Source organism: Pseudomonas koreensis (assembly GCF_012986595.1).
GTDB lineage: Bacteria > Pseudomonadota > Gammaproteobacteria > Pseudomonadales > Pseudomonadaceae > Aquipseudomonas > Aquipseudomonas koreensis.
This window is the reverse complement of record NZ_JAAQYM010000006.1, coordinates 404,743-427,343: the sequence shown is the minus strand read 5'-3', so window position 1 is coordinate 427,343 and position 22,601 is coordinate 404,743. Positions and strand designations below refer to the sequence as shown.

Annotated in this window: 18 protein-coding genes; 7 read left to right on the top strand and 11 right to left on the bottom strand. The window is 59.8% G+C overall.

The features are described 5' to 3' along the window. Nucleotides 1–38 precede the first annotated feature (38 nt). Complete coding sequence (locus HBN98_RS20605; protein WP_083369051.1) at nt 39–416, top strand: response regulator; 378 nt, start codon at nt 39–41, stop codon at nt 414–416. A 113-nt stretch (nt 417–529) separates the two neighbouring features. Here the strand turns inward: HBN98_RS20605 and HBN98_RS20600 are convergent, their stop codons facing one another. From HBN98_RS20600 to argP, 9 genes are all read right to left on the bottom strand, one after another. Then, complete coding sequence (locus tag HBN98_RS20600) at nt 530–2,200, bottom strand: ATP-binding protein (protein WP_083369052.1); 1,671 nt, start codon at nt 2,198–2,200, stop codon at nt 530–532. Continuing rightward, entirely contained in the window at nt 2,197–3,699 is a 1,503-nt protein-coding gene (locus HBN98_RS20595) for an ATPase domain-containing protein (protein ID WP_083369053.1), read from the bottom strand. Before HBN98_RS20595 ends, HBN98_RS20600 begins: the two co-directional genes overlap by 4 nt. A 140-nt stretch (nt 3,700–3,839) precedes the next feature. Next, nucleotides 3,840–4,895 (bottom strand): tetratricopeptide repeat protein, encoded by a 1,056-nt coding sequence (locus HBN98_RS20590; protein WP_083369054.1) that lies wholly within the window; start codon nt 4,893–4,895, stop codon nt 3,840–3,842. A gap of 208 nt (nt 4,896–5,103) precedes the next feature. Then, a complete protein-coding gene (locus HBN98_RS20585) occupies nt 5,104–6,525 on the bottom strand; it encodes an efflux transporter outer membrane subunit (protein ID WP_083369055.1) in 1,422 nt (473 codons plus the stop codon). Further along, the gene (locus tag HBN98_RS20580) at nt 6,522–9,713 is read right to left on the bottom strand and encodes an efflux RND transporter permease subunit (RefSeq protein WP_083369056.1); all 3,192 of its coding nucleotides are present in this window, start codon (nt 9,711–9,713) and stop codon (nt 6,522–6,524) included. Before HBN98_RS20580 ends, HBN98_RS20585 begins: the two co-directional genes overlap by 4 nt. A gap of 15 nt (nt 9,714–9,728) precedes the next feature. Beyond that, nucleotides 9,729–10,982, bottom strand: a complete 1,254-nt coding sequence (mexE, locus tag HBN98_RS20575; protein ID WP_083369057.1) for a multidrug efflux RND transporter periplasmic adaptor subunit MexE — start codon at nt 10,980–10,982, stop codon at nt 9,729–9,731. Between the two features lie 271 nt (nt 10,983–11,253). Beyond that, on the bottom strand, nt 11,254–11,706 hold the full coding sequence (locus HBN98_RS20570; protein ID WP_064587623.1) for a DUF805 domain-containing protein: 453 nt from the start codon (nt 11,704–11,706) through the stop codon (nt 11,254–11,256). 15 nt (nt 11,707–11,721) lie between these two features. Further along, on the bottom strand, nt 11,722–12,069 hold the full coding sequence (locus tag HBN98_RS20565; RefSeq protein ID WP_083369058.1) for a hypothetical protein: 348 nt from the start codon (nt 12,067–12,069) through the stop codon (nt 11,722–11,724). A 187-nt stretch (nt 12,070–12,256) separates the two neighbouring features. Beyond that, nucleotides 12,257–13,183, bottom strand: a complete 927-nt coding sequence (argP, locus tag HBN98_RS20560; protein WP_083369059.1) for an HTH-type transcriptional regulator ArgP — start codon at nt 13,181–13,183, stop codon at nt 12,257–12,259. A gap of 199 nt (nt 13,184–13,382) precedes the next feature. Here argP and HBN98_RS20555 point away from each other — a divergent pair, with 199 nt between their 5' ends. The 3 genes from HBN98_RS20555 (at nt 13,383) to HBN98_RS20545 (ending at nt 15,313) form a co-directional block, all read left to right on the top strand. Then, the gene (locus HBN98_RS20555) at nt 13,383–13,649 is read left to right on the top strand and encodes a hypothetical protein (protein WP_083369060.1); all 267 of its coding nucleotides are present in this window, start codon (nt 13,383–13,385) and stop codon (nt 13,647–13,649) included. Between the two features lie 56 nt (nt 13,650–13,705). Then, nucleotides 13,706–13,990, top strand: coding sequence for a hypothetical protein (locus HBN98_RS20550; protein ID WP_151101561.1), 285 nt, complete (start codon nt 13,706–13,708; stop codon nt 13,988–13,990). A gap of 144 nt (nt 13,991–14,134) precedes the next feature. Then, nucleotides 14,135–15,313: a sugar transporter gene (locus HBN98_RS20545; RefSeq protein ID WP_083369062.1), complete on the top strand. Its 1,179-nt coding sequence runs from the start codon at nt 14,135–14,137 to the stop codon at nt 15,311–15,313. Nucleotides 15,314–15,367: 54 nt separating this feature from the next. Here the strand turns inward: HBN98_RS20545 and HBN98_RS20540 are convergent, their stop codons facing one another. Next, on the bottom strand, nt 15,368–16,297 hold the full coding sequence (locus HBN98_RS20540) for a LysR family transcriptional regulator (RefSeq protein ID WP_007963542.1): 930 nt from the start codon (nt 16,295–16,297) through the stop codon (nt 15,368–15,370). 270 nt (nt 16,298–16,567) lie between these two features. Here HBN98_RS20540 and HBN98_RS20535 point away from each other — a divergent pair, with 270 nt between their 5' ends. The 3 genes from HBN98_RS20535 to pgm all read left to right on the top strand — a co-directional run bounded on the left by HBN98_RS20535 (nt 16,568) and on the right by pgm (nt 21,527). Next, nucleotides 16,568–17,590, top strand: a complete 1,023-nt coding sequence (locus HBN98_RS20535; protein WP_064587617.1) for a zinc-dependent alcohol dehydrogenase family protein — start codon at nt 16,568–16,570, stop codon at nt 17,588–17,590. Nucleotides 17,591–18,133: 543 nt separating this feature from the next. Further along, nucleotides 18,134–19,603: a hypothetical protein gene (locus HBN98_RS20530; RefSeq protein WP_083369063.1), complete on the top strand. Its 1,470-nt coding sequence runs from the start codon at nt 18,134–18,136 to the stop codon at nt 19,601–19,603. A 277-nt stretch (nt 19,604–19,880) separates the two neighbouring features. Further along, nucleotides 19,881–21,527, top strand: a complete 1,647-nt coding sequence (pgm, locus tag HBN98_RS20525) for a phosphoglucomutase (alpha-D-glucose-1,6-bisphosphate-dependent) (protein WP_083369064.1) — start codon at nt 19,881–19,883, stop codon at nt 21,525–21,527. 107 nt (nt 21,528–21,634) lie between these two features. Here pgm and HBN98_RS20520 read toward each other — a convergent pair whose 3' ends face one another. Next, the gene (locus tag HBN98_RS20520; protein ID WP_064587614.1) at nt 21,635–22,330 is read right to left on the bottom strand and encodes a pirin family protein; all 696 of its coding nucleotides are present in this window, start codon (nt 22,328–22,330) and stop codon (nt 21,635–21,637) included. Nucleotides 22,331–22,601: the final 271 nt, after the last annotated feature.

The following is a 22,601-nucleotide window of genomic DNA, read 5'->3' as shown; positions in this document are numbered from 1 at the left end:
GGTCGTATCAGCAGCTATTGACCGAACAAAGGCTTCCCATGAGCGTAGATGCACAAGATGTAGTACTCGTCGTCGAGGACGAACCGGTTATCTTGATGATCCTGACAGATTACTTGTCGGGGCTGGGATACCGCGTGTTGCAGGCCGAAAACGGCGAGCAGGCGTTCGAGATTCTTGCGACCAAACCGCATCTGGACATGTTGATCACCGATTTCCGCCTGCCGGGCGGAATCTCCGGCGTGCAGATCGCCGAACCGGCCGTAAAGCTGCGTCCGGACCTGAAGGTGATCTTCATCAGCGGCTATCCGCAGGAAATCCGCGAGACCGGCAGCCCGATCACCAACAAGGCGCCGATCCTGGAAAAACCGTTCGATCTGGACGTGTTGCAGGAAAAGATTCAGGAACTGCTGGCCTGATCCAAAACACTGAGACGCCCCTGTAGGAGCTGCCGCAGGCTGCGATCGTTTGATTCTGAAAACAAGATCAAAAGATCGCAGCCTTTGGCCGCTCCTACAGTTGTTTTGGGGGATCAGTTATTGATCATCTCGCGGACTTTGGCAGTCAGCAGATCAAAGGTGAACGGCTTGGTGATCATCTGCATGCCGGAGTCGAGGAAGCCGCCGCGCACGGCAGCGTGTTCGGCGTAACCGGTGATGAACAGCACCTTCAGCCCCGGGCGGTACTGCCGGCCGATTTCCGCCAGTTGTCGCCCGTTCATGCCGGGCAGGCCGACGTCGCTGATCAGCAGGTCGATGCGCTGCGTCGAGTTGAGGATCGGCACGGCGCCATCGGCATCGCTCGCTTCGACAAACGCATAACCCAACTCACTGAGCACCGCGCTGACCAGCACGCGCACAGCCGGGTCGTCTTCGACGATCAGTACGGTTTCGCCATCCAGCGCATCCGGGGCTTGCTGGATATCGCAAACCGGGTGGTCGAGCTCTTCGCCGCGAAAGCGCGGCAGGTACAGTTTGACCGTGGTGCCCTGATCGATTTCGCTGTCGATCGAGACGTGACCACGGGACTGTTTGCTGAAGCCGTAAATCATCGACAGGCCCAAACCGGTGCCTTGGCCGATCGGTTTGGTGGTGAAGAACGGATCGAATGCGCGGTTGATCACGCTCTGCGGCATGCCGCTGCCGTTATCGGTGACGCTGAGCATCACGTAATCGCCCGGTTCAAGGCTGGGGTAGGCCTCGGTGAACTCGGGGTGCAGGACCTGGTTGCTGGTCTCGACCACCAGCTTGCCGCCGTCGGGCATGGCGTCGCGGGCATTGAGCACCAGATTAAGCAGGGCGCTTTCCAATTGATTGGGGTCGGCTTCGGCCACCCACAGCTTGTCGTTCAGACGCATGTCCAACTGAATGCTTTCGTTGAGGCTGCGTTGCAGCAGCTCGCCCATCGATTGCACCAGCGCGTTCATCTCCACCGCTTTGGAATCCAGCGATTGCCGGCGGGAGAAGGCCAGCAGACGGTGGGTCAGGCCGGCCGCGCGGTTGGCCGAGGTCACGCCCAGGTCGATCAGGCTGTCGAGGTCATCCAGACGGCCGCGCGCCAAGCGCCGGCGCAGCAGTTCGAGGCTGCCGATGATCCCGGTGAGCATGTTGTTGAAGTCGTGGGCGATGCCGCCGGTGAGCTGGCCGACCGCTTCCATTTTCTGCGACTGGCGCAGGGCTTCTTCGTTGTGCCGAAGTTGCGCGGTGCGTTCCTCGACCTGCTGCTCAAGGGTTTCGAGGGTCGACTGCAGGCGCCGTTCGCTTTCACTCAGGTCGATCAGACGGTCGCGAGCTTCGTATTGTCGTCGGCGCCCGCGCAGGGCGGTGGACACCAGGCTGACCAGGGTCGCCGGATGAAACGGACGCTCAAGAAAGGTGACATTGCCCAGCAGTTTGCTCAGGCGCGAGGAGGGGCCTTGTTCCGGGCCGCCGTGGTGGGTCAGCAGGACGATCGGCAGATCCGACCACGCCGGCTGTTGTTCCAGGTACTGCAGCAGGGTTTCCAGTTCCGGTCCGAGCAGGGCTTCGGTGGCAATCAGCAACAGCCCGGCGCCGGGCTCCAGTTCAGCGCACAGCGCGCCCAGATCAGCAGCGATGACCCCGCCGTATCCGGCCTCATTGAGGATCATCAGCGCAACCTGGCTGTCACGCCCCATGGGCGCCAGAATCAGTGCCCGTTCTGCCAGCGGTACGGTAACCGTCACAAGGTATCTTCCTGCAACAGCGGCTTGCTCGCGCCGAAATAGGTCGGTACACCGCGCAACACGCCCTGGAACGCTTCCAGCGGTTCACCGATGGTCATGCCTTGCGCGGAAATCCGGTATTCGCGGATGGTCGATTCATGGCTGCCGGTGCGTTTCTTGATCACCGAAATGGCCCGGCGAACCTTGCCCAGGGCTTCAAAATAACGCAACAGGATCACCGTGTCGGCCAGGTAAGTGATGTCGACCGGCGCCTGCATGTCGCCGACCAGACCGTGCTGGGCAACGGTCATGAAGGTCGCTGCGCCCTGGCGGTTCAGATACAGCAACAACTCGTGCATGTGCAGCACCAGTGCGTTCTCTTCCGGCATCGCCGCTTGATAGCCGTTGATGCTGTCGATCACCACGGTCTTGATTTTTTGCTCGTCGACGCAGCGGCGCACCCGGTGGGAAAATTCGCCAGGGGACAGTTCGGCAGCGTCCACTTGCTCGATCACCAGGTTGCCGGTGGCCTGCAGCGCTTTCAGGTCGATACCGATGTTGTTCATGCGCTCGAACAACAAGCCCAGTTCTTCGTCGAAAATAAACAACGCGGCCTTTTCCCCGCGTTCCACGGCGGCGGCGGCGAAGATCATCGAGATCAGCGATTTGCCGGTACCCGCCGGGCCGAGGATCAGCGTACTGGAGCCGGTTTCGACACCGCCGCCCAGCAGCGCGTCCATTTCCTTGATGCCGCTGCGCAGTTGCAGGCGTGGGTAGTCGCTGCGGTGCTCGGCGGCCACCAGACGCGGAAACACATGCACGCCGTCGCCCATGATGGTGAAGTCGTGGAAACCACCGCGATACTTTTGGCCGCGATACTTGACGATGCGCACGCGTCGGCGTTCGGCGCCATAGTTGGGGGTCAGTTCTTCGAGGCGGACCACCCCGTGGGCAACGCTGTGCACGGTCTTGTCGAGGGACTCGGTGGTCAAGTCGTCGAGCAGCAGGACGGTGGCGTCGTAACGCACGAAGTAATGTTTGATCGCCAGAATCTGTCGACGGTAACGCAGCGAGCTTTGCGCCAGCAGGCGAATCTCCGACAGGCTGTCGAGCACCACGCGGGTCGGTTTGAAGCGTTCGACCACTTCAAAAATCTGCTTGGTGGCTTCGCCCAATTCAAGGTCGGAGGAGTACAGCAGGCTTTGCTGATGCTCGGCGTTGAGCAGACTTTCTGGCGGGGTCAGCTCGAAGATTTCGATGTTGTCGTTCAGTTCCCAGCCGTGGGAGGCCGCGCCCTGACGCAATTCACGCTCGGTTTCCGACAGCGTGATGTACAGACAGCGTTCGCCGGCGCGGGCGCCAGCCATCAGAAAATGCAACGCGACGGTGGTCTTGCCTGTGCCGGGTTCACCCTCGAGCAAAAACACGTGGCTCCGGGACAGACCGCCGGCCAGGATGTCATCCAGGCCGGTGATGCCGGTGGCGGCTTTTGCACTGATCAACTCGTTGGACGTAGACAAAGAATGCCCTCTCATGACTAGGGGAATCGAGGCAGCAGGCTGTACCAGCCGTTGTGCTCTACCTGATTACTTGACCGCTGTCGGTCATCACGGTTCCGAGGTTTCGATATCAAAATGTCATTGAACGCAGAGGTGTTGGCTCAAAGTCCTTGTTGCAAGGCGGGGTCGTCGGGGTTCATCTGTTCCAGTTGTGCGAGCAGAATCTGCACGTTCTGCAACTGCCCGCTTTCCTTCCAGTAATTGATCAGCAGCACCCGGGCCTTGCGGTCGGCGGGGTGGCGCTGTACGACTTCCTGCAACTGTTTCTGCGCCGCTTCGAGTTCTTCGGCGGCGTGCAGGGTGGTGGCGAGGTCGTAGCGGAAGTCCTTGTTGTCAGGCTCCAGTTCGACGGCTTTGGACAAGCCGAGCAGGGCGAATTCGCGTTGGCCGTGATGCAACAGCCACAAACCCAACGCGTGCTGCAGGTAAGCGGAATCCGGTTGGGCCTGTAACTTTTTGGCGAGCAACTGGCGGGCGGCATCGCTCTGGCCCTGGCGGTCGAGGACATCGATCTGCATCACCAGCGCCTGCAGGTTGCCCGGCTCCAGGCGCAGGGTGTTATCGAGTGCCTGCTGGGCCTGTTTCAGTTCGGCGTTGTGCAGATACAGGCGCGCCAGTTGTGCGTAGGTGGCGGCGCTTTCCGGTTGGCCTTTGAGCACCTGTTCCCAACCGTCAATCGCCTGTTGCAGCGGGGCGAAATACAAACCCAGTTCATCCGGCGTCAGGCCCAGCAGGGCGTTGATTGCGGCGAAGCGCACGCTTTGGTCTTCATCATCAAGCATCGGCCCGAGCAGCAAGCTGCGCTGGCCACCGGGCACCAGTCCCACGATGCTTTGAATCGCTGCCAGGCGCACTTCGGGCGCTTCGTTTTGCAGATGGGCATCGGCCAGTTTCAGCGCCTGCGGGCTTGGGTAGTTGGGCAGCTCGGCCAACAGCCAGACGCTGCGTTTGACTGACAGGTCCGGGCGCGCAAGCTGCTGATACAACTGCCGCGCCGCCCCCGGTTGACCGGAACGGGCCGCGGTCAGGGCTTCGCTGTAGCCACGTTGGATCGCCTCGGGCACCACCGGGGCGGTGGAGCGCAGGGATAACCAGGCAACGACGATGAGCAGCACGAGGCCAAGGCTGATGAGCAGGTAACGGCGGGACTGAGGCATGCGATTTCCGTGAACGGGTGTTCTTTAGCAGAGGGGCAAGCTTCGGTCAGACAAGGCCATCAGTCAAACCCGGGATTGCGAATTGACCGGTAGGCGCAGCCTGCGGCAGCTCCTACAGGGGCGGGCACAAAAAAGCCCCGCGACCGAATGATACGCGGGGCAAAAAATTGGTTGGTTGCGGCCAACCAAAGGAGCTCTGTCAAGACGCTTACTTGCTGGCGACCGTCTCTGGCTGCCAGCCACCGCCCAGGGCCTTGTAGATCGCGACGATGCCGCGATACAGATCGACTTCGGCCTGGGCCTGGCTGTCTTCGGCATTCAACCGTTCGCGCTGGGCGTCGAGCAGCACGAGGAAATCGGTGGTGCCTTCGCGGTAGCGGATTTGCGCCAGATCAGCGGCCTTGCGGCTCGATTCACTCTGACGGATCAGCGAGATCAAGCGTTGCTGACGTTTGCCGTAATCGCTGAAGGCGTTTTCCGATTCTTCCAGGGCCAGCAGCACTTGTTGCTCGTAGGTCGCCAGTGCGCCTTCGGCATCCGCATCGGCGCCGCGCAAGCGGGCACGCACGCTGCCAAGGTCGAACGCCGCCCAGGTGATGCTCGGGCCCAGTGCCCAGGCGTTGGCCGCCGAGGAACCGATCTGCGAACCACGCCCGGCCGTCCAGCCGAGGAACCCGCTGAGGCTGACCCGAGGGAACAGGTCGGCTTTCGCCACGCCGATGCGCGCCGTGGCCGACGCCAGTTTGCGCTCGGCACTGAGGATGTCCGGGCGCCGTTGCAGCAGCTCGCCGGGGTCACCGATCGGCAGCGCTTTGGCAATCGCCGGCAGGTCTTTCGGACTCAGGTCGACGCTCAGTTTGTCCGGACGCTCACCCAGCAGGGTGGCGATACGGTTCTTCTGCCGAACCTGTTCTGCTTGCAGTTGCGGCACGCTGGCTTCGACCGAGGCCAGGCGCGCATCGGCCCGTTCGACGTCGAGCTGATCGCCCACGCCGGCGTCACGCAGGCTGATGGTGATCTTGCGCGACTCCTGCTGGTTTTCCAGGTTGGCGACGGCGATTTTCTCGCGCAGTTGTGCGCCGCGCAGTTGGCCATAGGCATCGACCAGTTCGGCAATCATGGTGACTTGCAGTTGGTACAGATCCGCCTCGACCGCTTGTTGCTCGGCGTCGGCCGATTCCAGATTGCGCTGGATACGTCCGAACAAGTCCAGTTCCCAGGCCATGTCCAGCCCCAGGTCGTAGCGCTCGCTGTTGACCCGTTTGGTGGTCTGGCCAGGGATTTGCCCCTTGGCCAGATCACTGCTGGCGCGGCTGGTGATGGTCGGCATCGCATCGTTGCTGACGTCGTCGCGGATCGCCCGAGCGGCTTTCCAGCGGGCGAATGCCACGCGCAGTTCACGGTTGCCTTGCAGCGATTGAGTCACCAACTGGTTGAGGGTCGGATCGTCGAATTGCTGCCACCAGATGCCTTCAAATTTCGAACGGTCGAAGTTCTTCTGGCCGGCGGCGCCGTCGGTGGCGGACGTGATGTTCGCCGCCTCCGTCGTCGGGGTCTTGTAGTCAGGGCCGACGGCGCAGGCACTCAGGGCCAGCACCAGCAGGCTCGGCAGGAAGACTTTCAGACTCATGGGTGCGCCTCCAGTGGCTTTTGAAGATTGTGCGCCTTGGCCGCTTTGCGAGCTTCGCTGCGCTCCACGAAGTTGCGGATCAGCACATAGAACACGGGGGTCAGCAGCAGACCGAAGAAGGTCACCCCGAGCATCCCGGAGAACACCGCCACACCCATGGCGTGACGCATTTCGGCACCGGCACCGCTGGAGAACACCAGTGGCACCACACCCATGATGAACGCGAAGGAGGTCATCAGGATCGGCCGCAGACGCAGACGGCAGGCTTCCAGTACCGCAGCCAGCGGGTCGAGACCTTCCAGCTGTTTATCCTTGGCGAATTCGACGATCAGAATCGCGTTCTTACAGGCCAGGCCCACCAGTACGATCAGGCCGATCTGGGTGAAGATGTTGTTGTCACCACCGGAGATGATCACCCCGGTAATGGCCGACAGCAGGGTCATCGGTACGATCAGGATTACCGCCAGTGGCAGGCTCCAGCTTTCGTACTGAGCGGCGAGCACCAGGAACGCCAGCAATACGCAGAGCGGGAACACGAACAGCGCAGTGTTGCCGGACAGAATCTGCTGGTAGGTCAGGTCGGTCCACTCGTAGGTCATGCCGTTCGGAAGTTCATCCTTGAGCAGTTTCTCGATGGCTTTTTCCGCTTGGCCCGAGCTGTAGCCGGGGGCTGCTGCACCGTTGATTTCTGCAGTGATGAAGCCGTTGTAGTGCATCACGCGATCCGGGCCCGAGGTATCGCTGACCTTGATGAAGGTCGCCAGCGGGATCATTTCGCCCTTGTTGTTGCGCACTTTCAGCTGACCGATCTGGTCGGATTCGAGGCGGAACTGTTGTTCAGCCTGAACGTTGACCTGATAGGTGCGCCCGAAGCGGTTGAAGTCGTTGGCATACAGCGAACCCAGGTAAATCTGCAGGGTGTCGAAGATGTCGCTGACGGCCACGCCGTGGGTCTTGGCCTTTTCGCGGTCGATGGCGGCATCGACCTGCGGCACGTTCACCGTGTAGCTGGTGAACAGCCCGGCCAGTTCCGGCACGTTGTGGCTCTTGGCGATGATGTTCATGGTTTCCTTGTACAGCTCGTCGTAGCCCAGGTTGCCCCGGTCTTCGATTTGCAGGCGGAAACCACCAATGGTGCCCAGGCCTTGTACCGGCGGTGGCGGGAAGATCGCCATGTACGCTTCCTGAATGTTCGCGTACTGACCGTTCAAGGCCCCGGCGATGGCACCGGCGGACATGCTTGGGTCTTTACGTTCGTCGAACGGTTTCAGGGTCACGAACACGATGCCGGCGTTCGGGCTGTTGGTGAAGCCGTTGATCGACAGGCCGGGGAACGCTACGGCGCTTTCCACGCCGGGCTGTTTCAGCGCCAGATCGGACATGCGCTTGATCACGTCTTCGGTGCGATCCAGGCTCGCGGCGTCCGGCAGTTGCGCGAAGGCCACCAGGTATTGCTTGTCCTGGCCTGGGACGAAACCGGTCGGGGTGTTGGCGAAACCGAAGAACGTCAGCACCATCAGGCCTGCATACAGCAGCAGGGCGATGCCGCTGCTGCGGATTACACGGCGCACCGTGCCGACATAACCATGGCTGGCGCGGTCGAAGAAGCGGTTGAACGGACGGAACAGCCAGCCCCCGAAGATCTTGTCGAGCACCTTGGAGAAGCGGTCTTTCGGCGCGTCATGCCCTTTGAGCAATACGGCAGCCAGTGCTGGCGACAGGGTCAGCGAGTTGAACGCCGAGATCACCGTCGAGATCGCAATGGTCAGTGCGAACTGTTTGTAGAACTGCCCGGTGAGGCCGGAGATGAACGCCGCCGGCACAAACACCGCACACAGCACCAGCGCCGTGGCAATGATCGGGCCTGTCACTTCGCCCATGGCCTTTTTGGTCGCATCGAAGGGGTTGAGCCCCAGTTCAATGTTGCGCTCGACGTTCTCCACCACCACGATGGCGTCGTCCACCACGATACCGATGGCCAATACCAGACCGAACAGCGACAGGGCGTTGAGCGAGAAGCCAAACAGGTGCATCACCGCAAACGTACCGATCAACGATACCGGCACCGCCACCAACGGAATGATCGAGGCACGCCAGGTCTGCAGGAACAGGATCACCACCAGCACCACGAGGATCAGCGCTTCGAAGAGGGTGTGAACCACCGCTTCGATCGAGCCGCGCACGAAGATCGTCGGGTCATAGACGATGCTGTAGTCCATGCCTTGCGGGAAGCTTTTCTTCAGTTCTTCCATCTTGCCGCGAACTTCGTTCGAGATCTCGATGGCGTTCGAGCCTGGGCGCTGGAAGATCGGGATCGCTACAGCAGGCTGGTTGTTCAGCAACGAACGCAGGGCGTACTGGCTGGAACCCAGCTCGACGCGTGCGATGTCCTTGAGCCGAGTGATTTCACCGTTGTCGCCTGCGCGAATGATGATGTTCTCGAACTCTTCTTCAGAAACCAGACGGCCCTGGGTGTTGACCGACAGCTGGAAGCTCTGGGCATTCGGGGCAGGGGGCGCACCGAGTTGACCGGCAGCCACTTGACGGTTCTGCTCACGAATCGCCGTCACCACATCGGTGGCGGTCAGGTTGCGCGACGCGGTCTTGTTCGGATCAAGCCAGACCCGCAGCGAGTAGTCGCCCATACCGAACAGCTGCACGTCACCAACACCACCCAGACGCGCCAGCTCATCCTTGATGTTGAGGATCGCGTAGTTGGACAGGTAGAGCATGTCGTAGCGCTTGTCCGGCGAGGTCAAGTGCACAACCATGGTCAGGTCGGGCGAGGCTTTGTCGACGGTGATACCGATGCGCGTCACTTCTTCGGGAAGTTTCGGTTCGGTACGGGTCACCCGGTTCTGCACCTGCACCTGCGCGTTGTCCAGGTCAGTGCCCAGAGCGAAGGTGATGGTCAGGGTGATCTTGCCGTCAGCGGTGGACTGCGAGGACATGTACAGCATGTTCTCGACGCCGGTGATGGCCTGCTCCAGCGGAGCGGCCACGGTTTCACCGATGACTTTGGGGTTGGCACCCGGGAAGTTGGCACGCACCACCACGGTCGGTGGCACGACTTCCGGGTATTCGCTGATTGGTAGCTGGAACAGCGAAATCGCACCGGCGATCAGGATCAACAGCGACAGCACCGCTGCGAAGATCGGCCGTGAAATGAAGAATTGGGAAAAATTCATCGGAGTTGTCGTCCCTTAACCGCGTGGGGTCGTAGCAGCCAGCTTCACAGCCGAACCCTGTGCACCTTTGGCAGGTGCGACTTTGAGCAGGTTGCTGGCTTCCAGCGCTTGACGTTGTTGAGCGAGTGCCGCGATGGTCTGTTCGCTGGCCATCGGCACCACTTCAGGGGTGACCGGGGAGCCAGGACGAACCCGTTGCAGACCCTTGACGATGATCGTGTCGTCCTTGTTCAGACCGGTACGAACGATGCGCAAGCCTTCGATTTTCGGACCCAGTTCGACGGCGCGGTAAGCGGTCTTGTTGTCCGCATCCATCACCAGCACGAACTTCTTGCCCAGATCGGTGCCGACGGCTTCGTCATTGATCAGCATGGCGTTATAGGTGCCGCTGCCGACCAGTTTCAGCCGTGCATACAGGCCCGGGGTGTAGGTGCCGTCGCTGTTGTCGAACACGGCGCGACCACGGATGGTGCCGGTTTTCGGGTTGACCTGGTTGTCGACGAAGTTCATCTGCCCCAGGTGCGGGTTGCCGTCTTCGTTGGACAGGCCCATGTACACCGGGGTGGTGGCGCCGCGCTGGCCGTTACGGGCAAGTTGGGTGTATTTGAGGAACACGCGCTCATCGGCGTCGAAGTAGGCGTAGACCTTGTCGGTGGAAACCACGCTGGTCAGCGGTGTGGTGTCGGCGGTCACCAGGTTGCCGGCGGTGATCTCGGCGCGGCTGACGCGGCCGCTGATCGGTGCCGTGACGCGGGTGAAGCTGAGGTTCAGTTTGGCCAGATCCAGTTGCGCTTGCAGGGCACCGACGGCGGCGCGGGCCTCTTGTGCAGCGCTGGTGCGTGAGTCGGCCAGTTCGGCAGAGATGGCGTTGCTGGCACGCAGACGTTCACCGCGGCCGGCTTCGTTTTCACTGCGAGTGGCGTTGGCGCGGGCCTGAGCGACCAGGGCTTCGAGGCGGCGCACCTCAGCCTGGAATGGACGTGGATCGATCTGGAACAGCAGGTCGCCTTTCTTGACCAGCGCGCCTTCGGTGAAGGCCACGTCGTCGATCTGGCCGGAGACCCGAGGACGGATTTCAACGGTTTCCGGCGCTTCGAGGCGCCCGGTGAATTCGTCCCACTCGTTGACCGGTTGTTCCAGCACTTTGGCCACGCTGACTTTGGCAGCGGGCATCGTGGCGGCAGTCTCCGGAGTCTTGCCGCAAGCGCTCATCACCAGCACGGCCAGCATGGCCAGAGGGAAGCGCAAATGTTTGAGTGACTGTTCCATGGAATCATCCGCCAATGTATTGAAGATGGGCGGATGATGCTCGGCGGGCTGTGATGGCACGAATCGAATGAAGCAAAGGTAACTATCATTCGGAATGATATAAGACCGATTCGAGCCCTCTAGCATGCACCTTTCGTTAGGGGGCTATCAATTGGTTTGATGACAAAGGTGTGTTGCGTGCCGAGTAAAAGTGCGCGGGCTGCTCAGGTACAGGTTGCACAAACAAAGAGACGGCCATGAAGGCCGTCTCGATCAACAGTGACAGGCTGACTCAGTTGTTACCTTTACGGTTCGGCCCGAAACGGTTTGCACCTGGCTGGCTGTCTTGCACCAGAAACACCAGGTTGACGATCGGCAGCAGCAACCACCAGCCGCTGCGGTCAGTGTCGTGCATACGGCGCGCACCGACGGCAATGCTCGGCAGCAACATGGCCAGGCTGTAGAGGTTGTAAAGAATGCCCTTGGTATTGAGCATGGCGTCGAGAACGCCCATGACAATGCAGATACCCAGGTTGATCAGCACGAACATCCAGTACTCGCGGCGGGTAGCGCGGCCTTTGAATTCGGCGTAATTCTTCAGCGCTTCCATGTAGGGGTTGCCCGTCGTAATGGCGGGGCCGCTTGCATAGGACTGTTGAGTGGCCTGAGGTGCACCACACTGTGGGCATGCCACAGCCAGGCTGCTAATTTCCTTGGCGCAACCACGGCAGAAAACCAAGCTCATATTTTTTCCCTAAAATTATTCAATCGATAGACAGGACAAAACGAACGCGGCAAGGCCTGACAAAATGATGCCGGCGATCGCGAGGTTTCTTCCTGGGTGTTTTTGGTTGATACAGACGATGCCGCAAGTGAGGCCTGCAAGGCTGAGGATGCCGACACCGACAATCGCCTCCCTGTCCCATTCGGAGTCATCAAACAGGGTGAGTGCGCTGATGATCCCGAGGATCAATGAAACGATGGCCAGCCAGGGTATTTCGGCTTGCGTTTGCGGCACGAAGGCCTGTTGGGCAGCCCCGCATTGGGGGCAGGTGAGCGCCGTTTCGTGTAGCTCCTTGGCGCAAGCACGACAATAGACCATTGCCATCGTTTTCCTTAACTGAGTGCGAATGCCCGACCCTCCATCGGTCGGGGCGGCGGTACGTTAAACTTTATTGCCGGATTTGTCATTAGCACTTTGCCATCATGGTAGCTGCGGTTGTGCCGACGCAGGCTTGCTGGAGGCCAACGGGATCCCGGAAAAACGCTTGATTCGCGCCAGCCAGTGACGCCAATTACTTTTTCGGCATGGTTGAGCGTTTTGTCGGCCCCTTGCTGCTCAACATCCGTCGCGCGGCATGGACTGCGCGGTCGGAGAGCAGCTCCATGCGCGGTGATTGCAGCGCCCACGCATGCCAATAAAGCTCGACATCGGTGAAATGCCCCGGTGCCACATCCACCAGTTCGCGACTTTTCAGCAAATCGCTGACTTGCATATACGGCACCATGCCGTAGCCGAGTCCGCGGCGTATGGCTTTCAGGCGTGCTTCCGGAAGTGACAGGTAGTGCGTGGGGTAAGCGTCGGCGGGCAGGCCGAAGCGTGACTGCATGAAATCCGACTGCAAGGTGTCCTTGCGTGAGTAGGCAAATACCGGCGCCTTGCGCGCCGCCGCGCGGGTCAGGCCCTTGGCAAACCAGCGCTGCTGAAACTCTGGCGATGCGACCAACTGGTAGCGCATCGACCCGAGCAGCTCGGCGAAACACCCGCGCATAGGCTGGGAACGCGTGCCGATACAGCCGATGACCTGGCCGCTTTCCAGCAGGGCATAGGTGTGATCCTGATCGTCGACCACGACGTCGAGCAAAATATTCTCGCTGACGAAGATCTCGGCCAGTGCCGGGAAGAACCAGGTCGCCAGTGTGTCGCCATTGACCGCAATCACCACGCGCAGGTGGTCCTGTTCATCGCCGGTCAGCTCGTTGAGCAGTTCTTCTTCAAGCACGGTTGCACGGCGCAGATAGAACATCAGTTTTCTTCCCGCCAGCGTTGGCTCGCAGGGGCGCCCGCGCACCACCATCGAGCTGCCGAGGCGAACTTCAAGTGCATGTATTCGCTGCGACACGGCCGACGGCGTCACATTGAGACGTTCTGCCGCCTTTTCGAAACTGCCGCTGTCGACCACGGCGAGGAACGCCTGCATCTGTTTTGCGTCGAGTTGCATGGCCGCCATTCCCGTTAAGTATTTCTAATGGAGTCTGAAAGATACTTCGTTTTTCTTCACCTCGATATCCAACTGCTCAATCATGACTCCACGGCGTCATCGAGATTGCGGATGACCACGCGGAAACGGTTTTGGCTATCCAGGTGAGTGTTATGAAGAAGCAAATGTGCAGCGATCGGTACCGGTCATGAAACTCAATATGATCATTGCTGTGAGCGCGGTCGCATTGGTCTGCAATTACGTCTGGCAATCCCATGATGTGAAACTGGGCCCGTATGAGTATCAGGCGTCGGCGAAGACGCAGTTGGCCAAACACACGCATTCCGGGGTACGGCAGCTGGCATTGAACGGCGCCAACCGGAAGTGCGCGTCGCTGGGCAAGCAAGTCGATGTGTTTCATGTGCAGTCGCGCTTGCCGGTGGATCCGGCGAATGACGTGGCGAACGTGACGTTCAGTTGCAAGTGATGCGATCACTGCAAGCCGAATCAGTCGAAAAACTTTTATTGATGGGCGGTACAACCATGAAACTGATAACGATTGCCATATTCGCGGCGCTGTTGAGCGCGTGCGTTACGTCTGTTCATGACTGGTCCCGGCCAGGCGCCAGTGTTGCTGATATCCAACACGATAAAGCTGAATGCCAATACCAGGCCAAAGCGGCGACCGCCAGCTACCACTCAAGCCCCGCCGCGAACGATACAACCCATGGCATGGGCAGTGCCGTGGGGGACGGGATCGTCATTGCGGAAAAACAGATCGACCTGACCAATGATTGCATGCGCGTCAAAGGCTACTCGGGCCAGTGAAAAAGGTCGCTCGATTTTCGGCTGCTGGTTGTGAATCACCCCTGCAACCGCTTACCGTTGCGCCAGCGCAGAGCGTTACAGCAAACCCACTGATGGGGCACAGATCGAGTGCGCGCGTTCATCGAAGAGTAAAACGACGTTTAAATGAGTAATTCTACGACTACAGCCAGCGGCAATTGGTACGCGGTAATCGCCTTGGCACTGGCTGCGTTTGTGTTCAACACCACCGAATTTGTACCGGTTGGCCTGTTGAGTTCGATCGGCAGCAGCTTCGACATGTCGACGGCGCAGGTCGGCCTGATGCTGACCATTTATGCTTGGGTGGTGTCCCTGACGTCGCTGCCGATCATGCTGCTGACGCGTAACGTCGAGCGGCGCAAACTGCTGATCGTGCTGTTCGGCATGTTTATCGCCAGTCACATCCTGTCGAGTCTGGCGACCAGCTTCGGTGTGCTGCTGGTGAGCCGGATCGGTGTGGCGTTGGCGCATGCGCTGTTCTGGTCGATCACCGCGTCACTGGCCGTACGCTTGGCCCCACCGGGCAAACAGGTTCAGGCCCTCGGTTTGCTGGCCACCGGTACGTCGCTGGCGATGGTGCTGGGTATTCCCCTTGGACGCTTGCTGGGCGAGGCCATGGGCTGGCGCACCACCTTCATTGTCATCGCTGGGTTTGCGGCCGCGCTGGTGCTTTGCCTGACACGGGTTTTGCCGTTGCTGCCGAGCCAGAATTCCGGCTCGCTCAAAAGCCTGCCGATCTTGTTGAAGCGGCCTGCGCTGATGGCGATCTATCTCCTGACAGCTCTGGTGGTGACTGCCCAGTTCACCGCCTACAGCTACATCGAGCCGTTCGTACTGACGGTGGCCAACATGAGCGGTGATGTGGTGACGCTCCTGCTGTTGTTATTCGGCGGCGCCGGCATTTTTGGCTCGCTGCTGTTCAGCTACCTGCACAGCTATAACCCACAGCGCTTCCTGATCATCTGCGTATCGTTGCTCGCCTTGTGCCTGGCTTTACTGCTGCCGTTGAGCGGCAACGTTTCGTACCTCGGCGTGCTGAGTGTGTTCTGGGGCATGGCGATCATGGGCTTCGGCCTGGCGTTGCAGTCGAAAGTCCTGGTGCTGGCGCCGGACGCCACCGACGTGGCGATGGCGCTGTTTTCCGGGATCTACAACATCGGTATCGGCGGCGGGGCACTGGTCGGGAGCTGGGTGGGTAGCCAGTTCGGCTTTGCTTACATCGGGTTGGTTGGCGGGATGCTGGCGGCGTTGGCGCTGTCGTTTTACGCCTTGTCACTGTATCGCGTCGCCCGGTCCGGGGCTTGAGTTAAAGAACTACAGGCCCCGGTCGGGCGGGTGTTCATTGAGAGCGTTGCCTGCTCAATGCGCAGGCAACTCGAGACTGTCCGGGTCGCCAAAGAACATCTGAATCCGCGACCGCAACCAACGCTCCCCCGGATCGTTATCCTGCGACCCACGCCACGCCATGTGCAGCTCAAACGTGCGCGTCGGCAGCGGCGGGTCTTCCGCGCGTACGCCACCGGCAGCTGTCAGCGCATCGGCGGTGTAGTCGGGCACGGTGGCGACGATATCGGTGCCGGCGAGCAACGTGCTCAAGCCGTTGAACTGCGGCACGGCCAGCACCACGTGGCGCTTGCGGCCGAGTTTCTCCAGCTCTTCATCAATAAAGCCACTGAGGTCGCCGGCAAACGACACCAGCGCATGCGGGCGGGCGCAGTAGTCGTCCAGGCTCAACGGACCTGGCACGGTGTCGGCGCGCAGCAGTTTCGGCTGGCTGCGACGCAAGACCTTGCGTTTGGCGTTGGCCGGCAGGTCGGTGGTGTAGCTGACGCCGATGGAGATTTCGCCGGAAGCGAGCAGGCCCGGCATCAGGATGTAGTTGACGCGGCGCACCACCAGCACGATGCCCGGGGCTTCGGCGCGCAGGCGTTTGAGCAGCATCGGCAGCAGGGCGAATTCGACGTCGTCGGACAAACCTATGCGGAACACCGAGGTGCTGGTGGCCGGATCGAATTCCGCCGCACGGCTGACTGCCGTGGAGATCGAGTCGAGCGCCGGCGAGAGCAGGGCGAAGATTTCCACGGCGCGAGCGGACGGCTCCATGCTGCGTCCGGTGCGCACAAACAGAGGGTCATCGAACAGACTGCGCAGGCGCGAGAGCGCCGCACTGATCGCCGGCTGTCCGAGAAAAAGCTTTTCGGCGGCACGGGTCACGCTGCGTTCGTGCATCAATGTTTCGAACACGATCAGCAGGTTCAGGTCGACACGACGCAGGTCATTACGATTCATCTGGAGTCCTGGCAGAGTCATCAAGCTTGACGAGAGCGACCATATGAGAACAATGGCCGGCATGAATATTACGGGGAAAGGCTGGTACTCTGCACCGGTAAATTCAGCTTTAGCGAGCCGGTTGCGGCGTTTTTTTCATCGATTTTGCGAACGCTGTCCATACTGCGGAATCAATGACAGGCATGTCGACTATTAATAGCCACTGATAGTCTTGGGTCAAAAGCCCAGATAGAGTTCATGGCATTAGAGGTTACTTTGACGAGGTTTGCGATGTCCCGCACGATCCGTTTTCACAAGTTTGGTCCGGCCGAGGTGCTCAAATGCGAAGAGCATGCGGCCGCTCAGCCAGGTCCTGGCGAAGTGCAGGTGCGTGTCGAGGCGATCGGCATCAGCTGGTACGACATTCTCTGGCGTCAGAACCTGGCCTCGTCCCAGGCACGTCTGCCTTCCGGTCTCGGCCATGAAATGGCCGGTGTGGTCACGGCGGTCGGTGAGGGCGTGGAGGATCTGTCGATTGGCGACAAGGTAGCCAGTTTCCCGGCCGAGAGCCCGAACGACTATCCGGTGTATGGCGAGCAGATCGTCTTGCCACGTACCGCGTTGACCCGTTATCCGGACGTGCTCAGCCCGATCGAAGCGAGTGTGCATTACACGCCGCTGTTGATCGCCTATTTTGCTTACGCCGATCTGGCGCGGGTCAAACCGGGGCAGTTTGCTCTGGTCACTGACGCCAGCCATTGCGCCGGTCCGTCCTTTGTCCAGTTGGGCAAGGCGCTGGGTGTGCGGGTGATTGCGGCGACCAAAACCGCGGAAGAACGTGAATACCTGTTGTCCCTGGGGGCCGAGAAAGTCATCGTCACCGAGGAAGAAGACCTGTTGATGCGAATCAACAAGATCACTGACAACCGCGGTGTCGACGTGGTGTTCGACGGTCTTGGCGGCCCGCAGATGTCGTTGCTCGGTGATGTGCTTGCACCGCGCGGCAGCCTGGTCCTTTATGGCCTGCAGGGCGGCAACCAGACACCGTTCCCGGCTTGCGCGGCGTTCCAGAAAAACATCCAGTTCTTCGTGCACTGCATCGGCAATTTCACCGGCAAGCCGGAGCTGGGCATCACTCAGGATCACGTCGCGTTGCAACGTGCCTTGCGTGACATCAACCAGTTGACCGCTGACCGCGTGCTGCTGCCGCTCAAGACGCGGGTATTTCCGTTCAACGAGTTCGTTGAAGCCCATCGCTACATGGACGAGTGCCCATGCCGCGAACGCGTCGCCCTGCAGGTCGAGCCCGCGTAACACCTTCCCTCCAGAGTCCGTGCCCCCACGGACTCTCGCGTTTTACTCCCGGCGAATGACCAGCCTGCCAGGCTCAGAGCCTGGTCGGTGTGCGTCTGAATCAGTTTTGCGCCCTGTCTGTACCTTCTGAACGTCATATTGGCCCTGATCATTGAGTGATTGATTTCATCTCGATTAATGAATCCTGCGTGTGCGTTGCATCTCTCTGGCAATGTTTAAAACTTCTCTCATCGGCAGGCCGTCAAATTCTGTTTAATGGGCGTAGGGTATTTCCTATATCAGTTCTGCTTTTCTTGTACTCAATAGTCGTGGGACGCTGTAAGAAGTTTCCTCAGATGTTTTTTATTTGGAAAAAAGTCAATGCTGGCGCGGGTTTACGGCGCTCTGCGAGTTCGCGAGGCGGTATTTGCTTGGTCAAGTGTTTCAAATAACTTCAAAAGCATAAGTGTTAGTATTTGATCGTCTATTACTTATTGATGAATTTATTGCGCCAGTATCACTGCTGATGCGCGATATGACTTTTTTAGGCCGGGTAAAGTACTGATGAGCACGATCCATGATCAGGCAATGAACTATGTCTACCAGCAAGTATTGCAACGACTGCTGAGCTTCTTCTCCAGAGCCGAACGGACGGCGCTGCAGCTGCTGATTCAAAGACTGGTGGTCGCCGCTGGCGGCATGGAGCGCATGGGGGACTACAAGGTCATGGTCACGCCATCCGGTACCCGTGACAGTTGTTATACGCTGGCGCTGTTGCGCGCCGCGCAGTTGAGTATCGCCGGGCGTGCACCGGCCACCTTCCAGTTGCGTGTCGCCACGTTGCGCTGGAGCGGGGCCGGGACGGCGACGCTCGACAACCTGCACCGCAGTTTTGGTGCCTTGTTTCTCTACGATGATCCCAGGGTCGATTTGCTGATGGTCGATCACCGTCAAGTGCTGCCATTCAGTCACCTGGCCCCCATCAGCAGTGAGAACGCCGAGGCCAATCGCATCAACGTGCTGATGATGGGGCACCGACGGGCCAGGGACGAAGGCTTCGCCCTGTGGGACGATGCTTGCCTGGCCTGGGCCGAGTTTTACGGCCAGATTGCCCGTTGGGGGAAGGGGGTCGACGCATGGGTTTGCAGTGAACCGCCGAGTCGCCAGAAGCAATTCATCGAGCACCTGGATCTTGCTGTGCAAAAGGCCGGAATCGGCGCGCTGGCGCCCCATGCCGGTACCTTCGATGAACTGTTTGCCTTGCTCGACGGATTGGGCGGGGACTTGTATCGAGGGTTTTACAGCGATTCCGAGCGGCTGTGCTGGCGCCCGGAGGACGGGTTCGAATCCTGCCGGCGTACAACCTTTGTCGATATTCACGACATGGTGCTGGGTAACCTGGAGGAGCGCTGGCCTTTACTCAGCGAGTTTCTCGGGTTTCAGCCCGAGGAGTGGGCGTTCAATCAAGGCGAGGGTGAGTACGCGGATCCGCTGATCGAGGCTCATTTGTATGGTCTGCAAGCCGAATTCATTAGCGGGCGCAGCTATGAAGCCGGCTTTTCGGAGCATGTCCGGCGGACACTGGCGAACATGCAGCACAGGCATGTACCTGAATCGGTTTGCGAGCAACTGATGACACGGCTGGGTCATTTACAGGCCATTGATGAACTGCGCGAGCAGGCGACGAGCAGGCTGCACAGGGCGTACGGCCTGAACGAAGCGCAATCGGTTTGCCTGTTGTTCTCGCCCTTCATCGAACAGGGCGCAGGTCTGGAGCGTTTCCTGCGCAGCTGTCATCCCGGCATGTTGGTCGCCATGCCTGATCTGCACCGCGCCATGCAGGGCCTGCACGGTCCGGAGCAGGTCCTGCAATGGATGACCGATGTCAGTGGTCTGCCAGTCAGGTTGATCGGCCGTCTTTATGCCATGCAACCGCTGGGTGGAAATGCCTTGCGAGCCAGGGACATCTCACTCGGCGCAACCAGCCCGGAGGACATGGATTCAGGTATCAGTGAGCAGTTTGCGGAACGTTGATACAAGCGATTATTCCCGCCGCGTCGTCAGGCGCATGAAGCTTGCGCGGGATCCGGTTTGGTTTTGCACGGATTTCACAAGCGTGATCTGCACCCTCAACCTGCCGCTTCAGGTTGAGCACGAGTGGGGTGGGACGCTCGACAGACAGGGAGATGCATTGCGATGGGCACCTCTGAAATGAACGTTGAAAACTGTCGGATAGATCCCGTCGCGCTGCGGTCAAACTGCCAGTAAACTGCGTTGTATTTCCTGAACCACTCTATTTCAGAGGTTTTGCATGACTATCAGTCCTTTTGCGGGCAAACCGGCACCGGCAGAATTGTTGGTCGATATCCCGCGACTGGTAACGGCTTACTACACCGGCCAACCGGATGCGTCGATTTCTACCCAGCGCGTGGCGTTTGGTACCTCCGGCCACCGCGGCAGCTCCTTCGATCTGAGTTTCAATGAATGGCACGTGCTGGCGATCAGCCAGGCGATCTGCCTGTACCGTGAAGCGCAGGGCATCACTGGCCCGCTGTTCGTCGGCATCGACACCCATGCGCTGTCGACCCCGGCCGGGGCAAGTGCGCTGGAAGTGCTGGCCGCCAACGGCGTGACCGTGATGATTGCCGAAGGTGACGAGTACACGCCGACCCCGGCAATATCGCACGCGATCCTTTGCTACAACCGTGGTCGCACGTCGGGGCTGGCTGATGGCGTCGTCATCACGCCATCGCACAACCCGCCGCAAAGCGGTGGCTACAAATACAACCCTACCAACGGCGGCCCGGCCGACACCCACATCACCAAGTGGATCGAAGCCAAGGCCAACGAGTTGCTTGCCAACAAACTGGCTGGCGTTAAACGCATCAGCTACGAGCAGGCGCTCAAGGCCAGCACCACGCACCGTCACGACTACGTCAACACCTACGTCGCCGACCTGATCAACGTGATCGACTTCGATGCGATCCGTGACGCCAAACTGCGTCTGGGTGTCGATCCGCTGGGCGGAGCAGGGGTGCGCTACTGGTCGGCCATTGCCGAGCATTATCGTCTTGATCTGGACGTGGTGAACAAACAGGTCGACTCGACGTTCCGTTTCATGACGGTCGACTGGGACGGTCAGATCCGCATGGATCCATCGTCCAGCCACGCCATGCAAGGCTTGATCGGCCTCAAGGAACGTTTCGATGTCGCTTTCGCCTGCGACCCGGACCACGATCGTCACGGCATCGTCACCCCTTCGGGCGGTCTGCTGGCGCCGAACAACTACCTGGCGGTGGCCATCGATTACCTGTTCCAGAATCGTCCGCAATGGCGTGCTGATGCTGGCGTGGGTAAAACCGTGGTCAGCAGCGGTCTTATTGATCGCGTGGCCAAACGCCTGGGCCGTCGCCTGTACGAAGTGCCGGTCGGTTTCAAATGGTTCGCCGACGGTTTGTTCGACGGCTCGCTGGGCTTTGGGGGGGAGGAGAGCGCCGGCGCGTCGTTCCTGCGCAAGGACGGTGGCGTTTGGAGCACCGACAAGGACGGTCTGATCCCGGCCTTGCTGGCAGCTGAAATGACGGCTCGCACCGGTCGCGATCCAAGCCAGATCTATCGCGGCTTGACCGATGAACTGGGCGAGCCGTTCTCGGTGCGCGTAGACGCCAAGGCCAACCCCGAGCAGAAAGCGCTGCTGAGCAAACTGTCGCCGGATCAGGTCACTTCGACTGAACTGGCAGGCGAGAAGATTCAGAGCATTCTCAGCCATGCGCCAGGTAACGATCAGGCCATCGGCGGTTTGAAAGTGATGACCGAAAACGGTTGGTTCGCGGCGCGTCCGTCCGGCACCGAAGACATCTACAAGATCTACGCCGAAAGCTTCATTGGCGACGATCACCTCAAGCAACTGGTTGCCGAAGCGCAAACCCTGGTGGATGGCGCTATTTCCACTCAGTGATCTTCGGGGTGGTGAGTTCTTCTGTGGTGAGGGAATGAATCCCCCTCGCCACAAAAAAAGGGGCGACCATAATGGTCGCCCCTTTTTTGCGCCTGCAGTTCAGGTCATCAAGCCAGATCCACCAGCACGATTTCGCTGTCTTCGAGCGCCGTCACGGTCAGCAGCGTTTCATGCTCAATCGCAACACCGTCTCGAGCTTGTGCACGCAAGCCATTGACGTCAATCACGCCGGTGGCCGGAACCAGATACGCACGTCGGCCTTCATCCAGCCGATACTCCGCTGTTTCCCCCGCCTTGATATTCGCCGCCACCAAGCGTGCATCGGCGCGAATGCGCAGGCTCTGGTCATCGCCGTCCTTGCCGCTGGCCAATGTCACGAATCCTTCGCGCTGGCCTTTGGGGAACGGTTTGGCACCCCACGATGGCGGTGCGCCGGTTTCGGTCGGCAGAATCCAGATCTGGAAAATCCGCGTCTCCTTGGCTTCCAGGTTGTATTCGCTGTGCGCAATGCCTGTGCCCGCGCTCATGACTTGCACGTCGCCAGCCTCGGTGCGGCCCTTGTTGCCAAGGTTGTCCTGGTGGGTAATCGCCCCTTCGCGCACGTAAGTGATGATTTCCATGTCGCGGTGCGGGTGCTGCGGGAAGCCAGTACCTGCAGCGATCACGTCATCGTTCCACACCCGCAGGTTGCCCCAGTTCATACGTTGCGGGTCGTAGTACTCGGCGAACGAAAAGTGGTGATGGGCATCCAACCAGCCGTGGTGAGCGCCGCCCAGCGTGTTGAAAGGTCTGAGTTCAAGCATGATCGTCTCCTCAAAAGGTTCGCCATGGGGCGAAACGCCTGAGCCACGAAGCGAGACCGTCGGTTAATGACAGGCATCATCTATCAGTCAACAATCGATAAAAAGCGTAAAAAGTGCAGCATTCTGATCGAATTCACTGATGGGAAACCGGCTCGAAACAGTCTCATCCGACTTTCAGTTCATCGCCTAAACCAATGACCTGTAAGCATTTCGCTAGAACTCGTGGGCAAATACGGCGACCATAGCCGCACAGCCTTACACACTGGAGCCC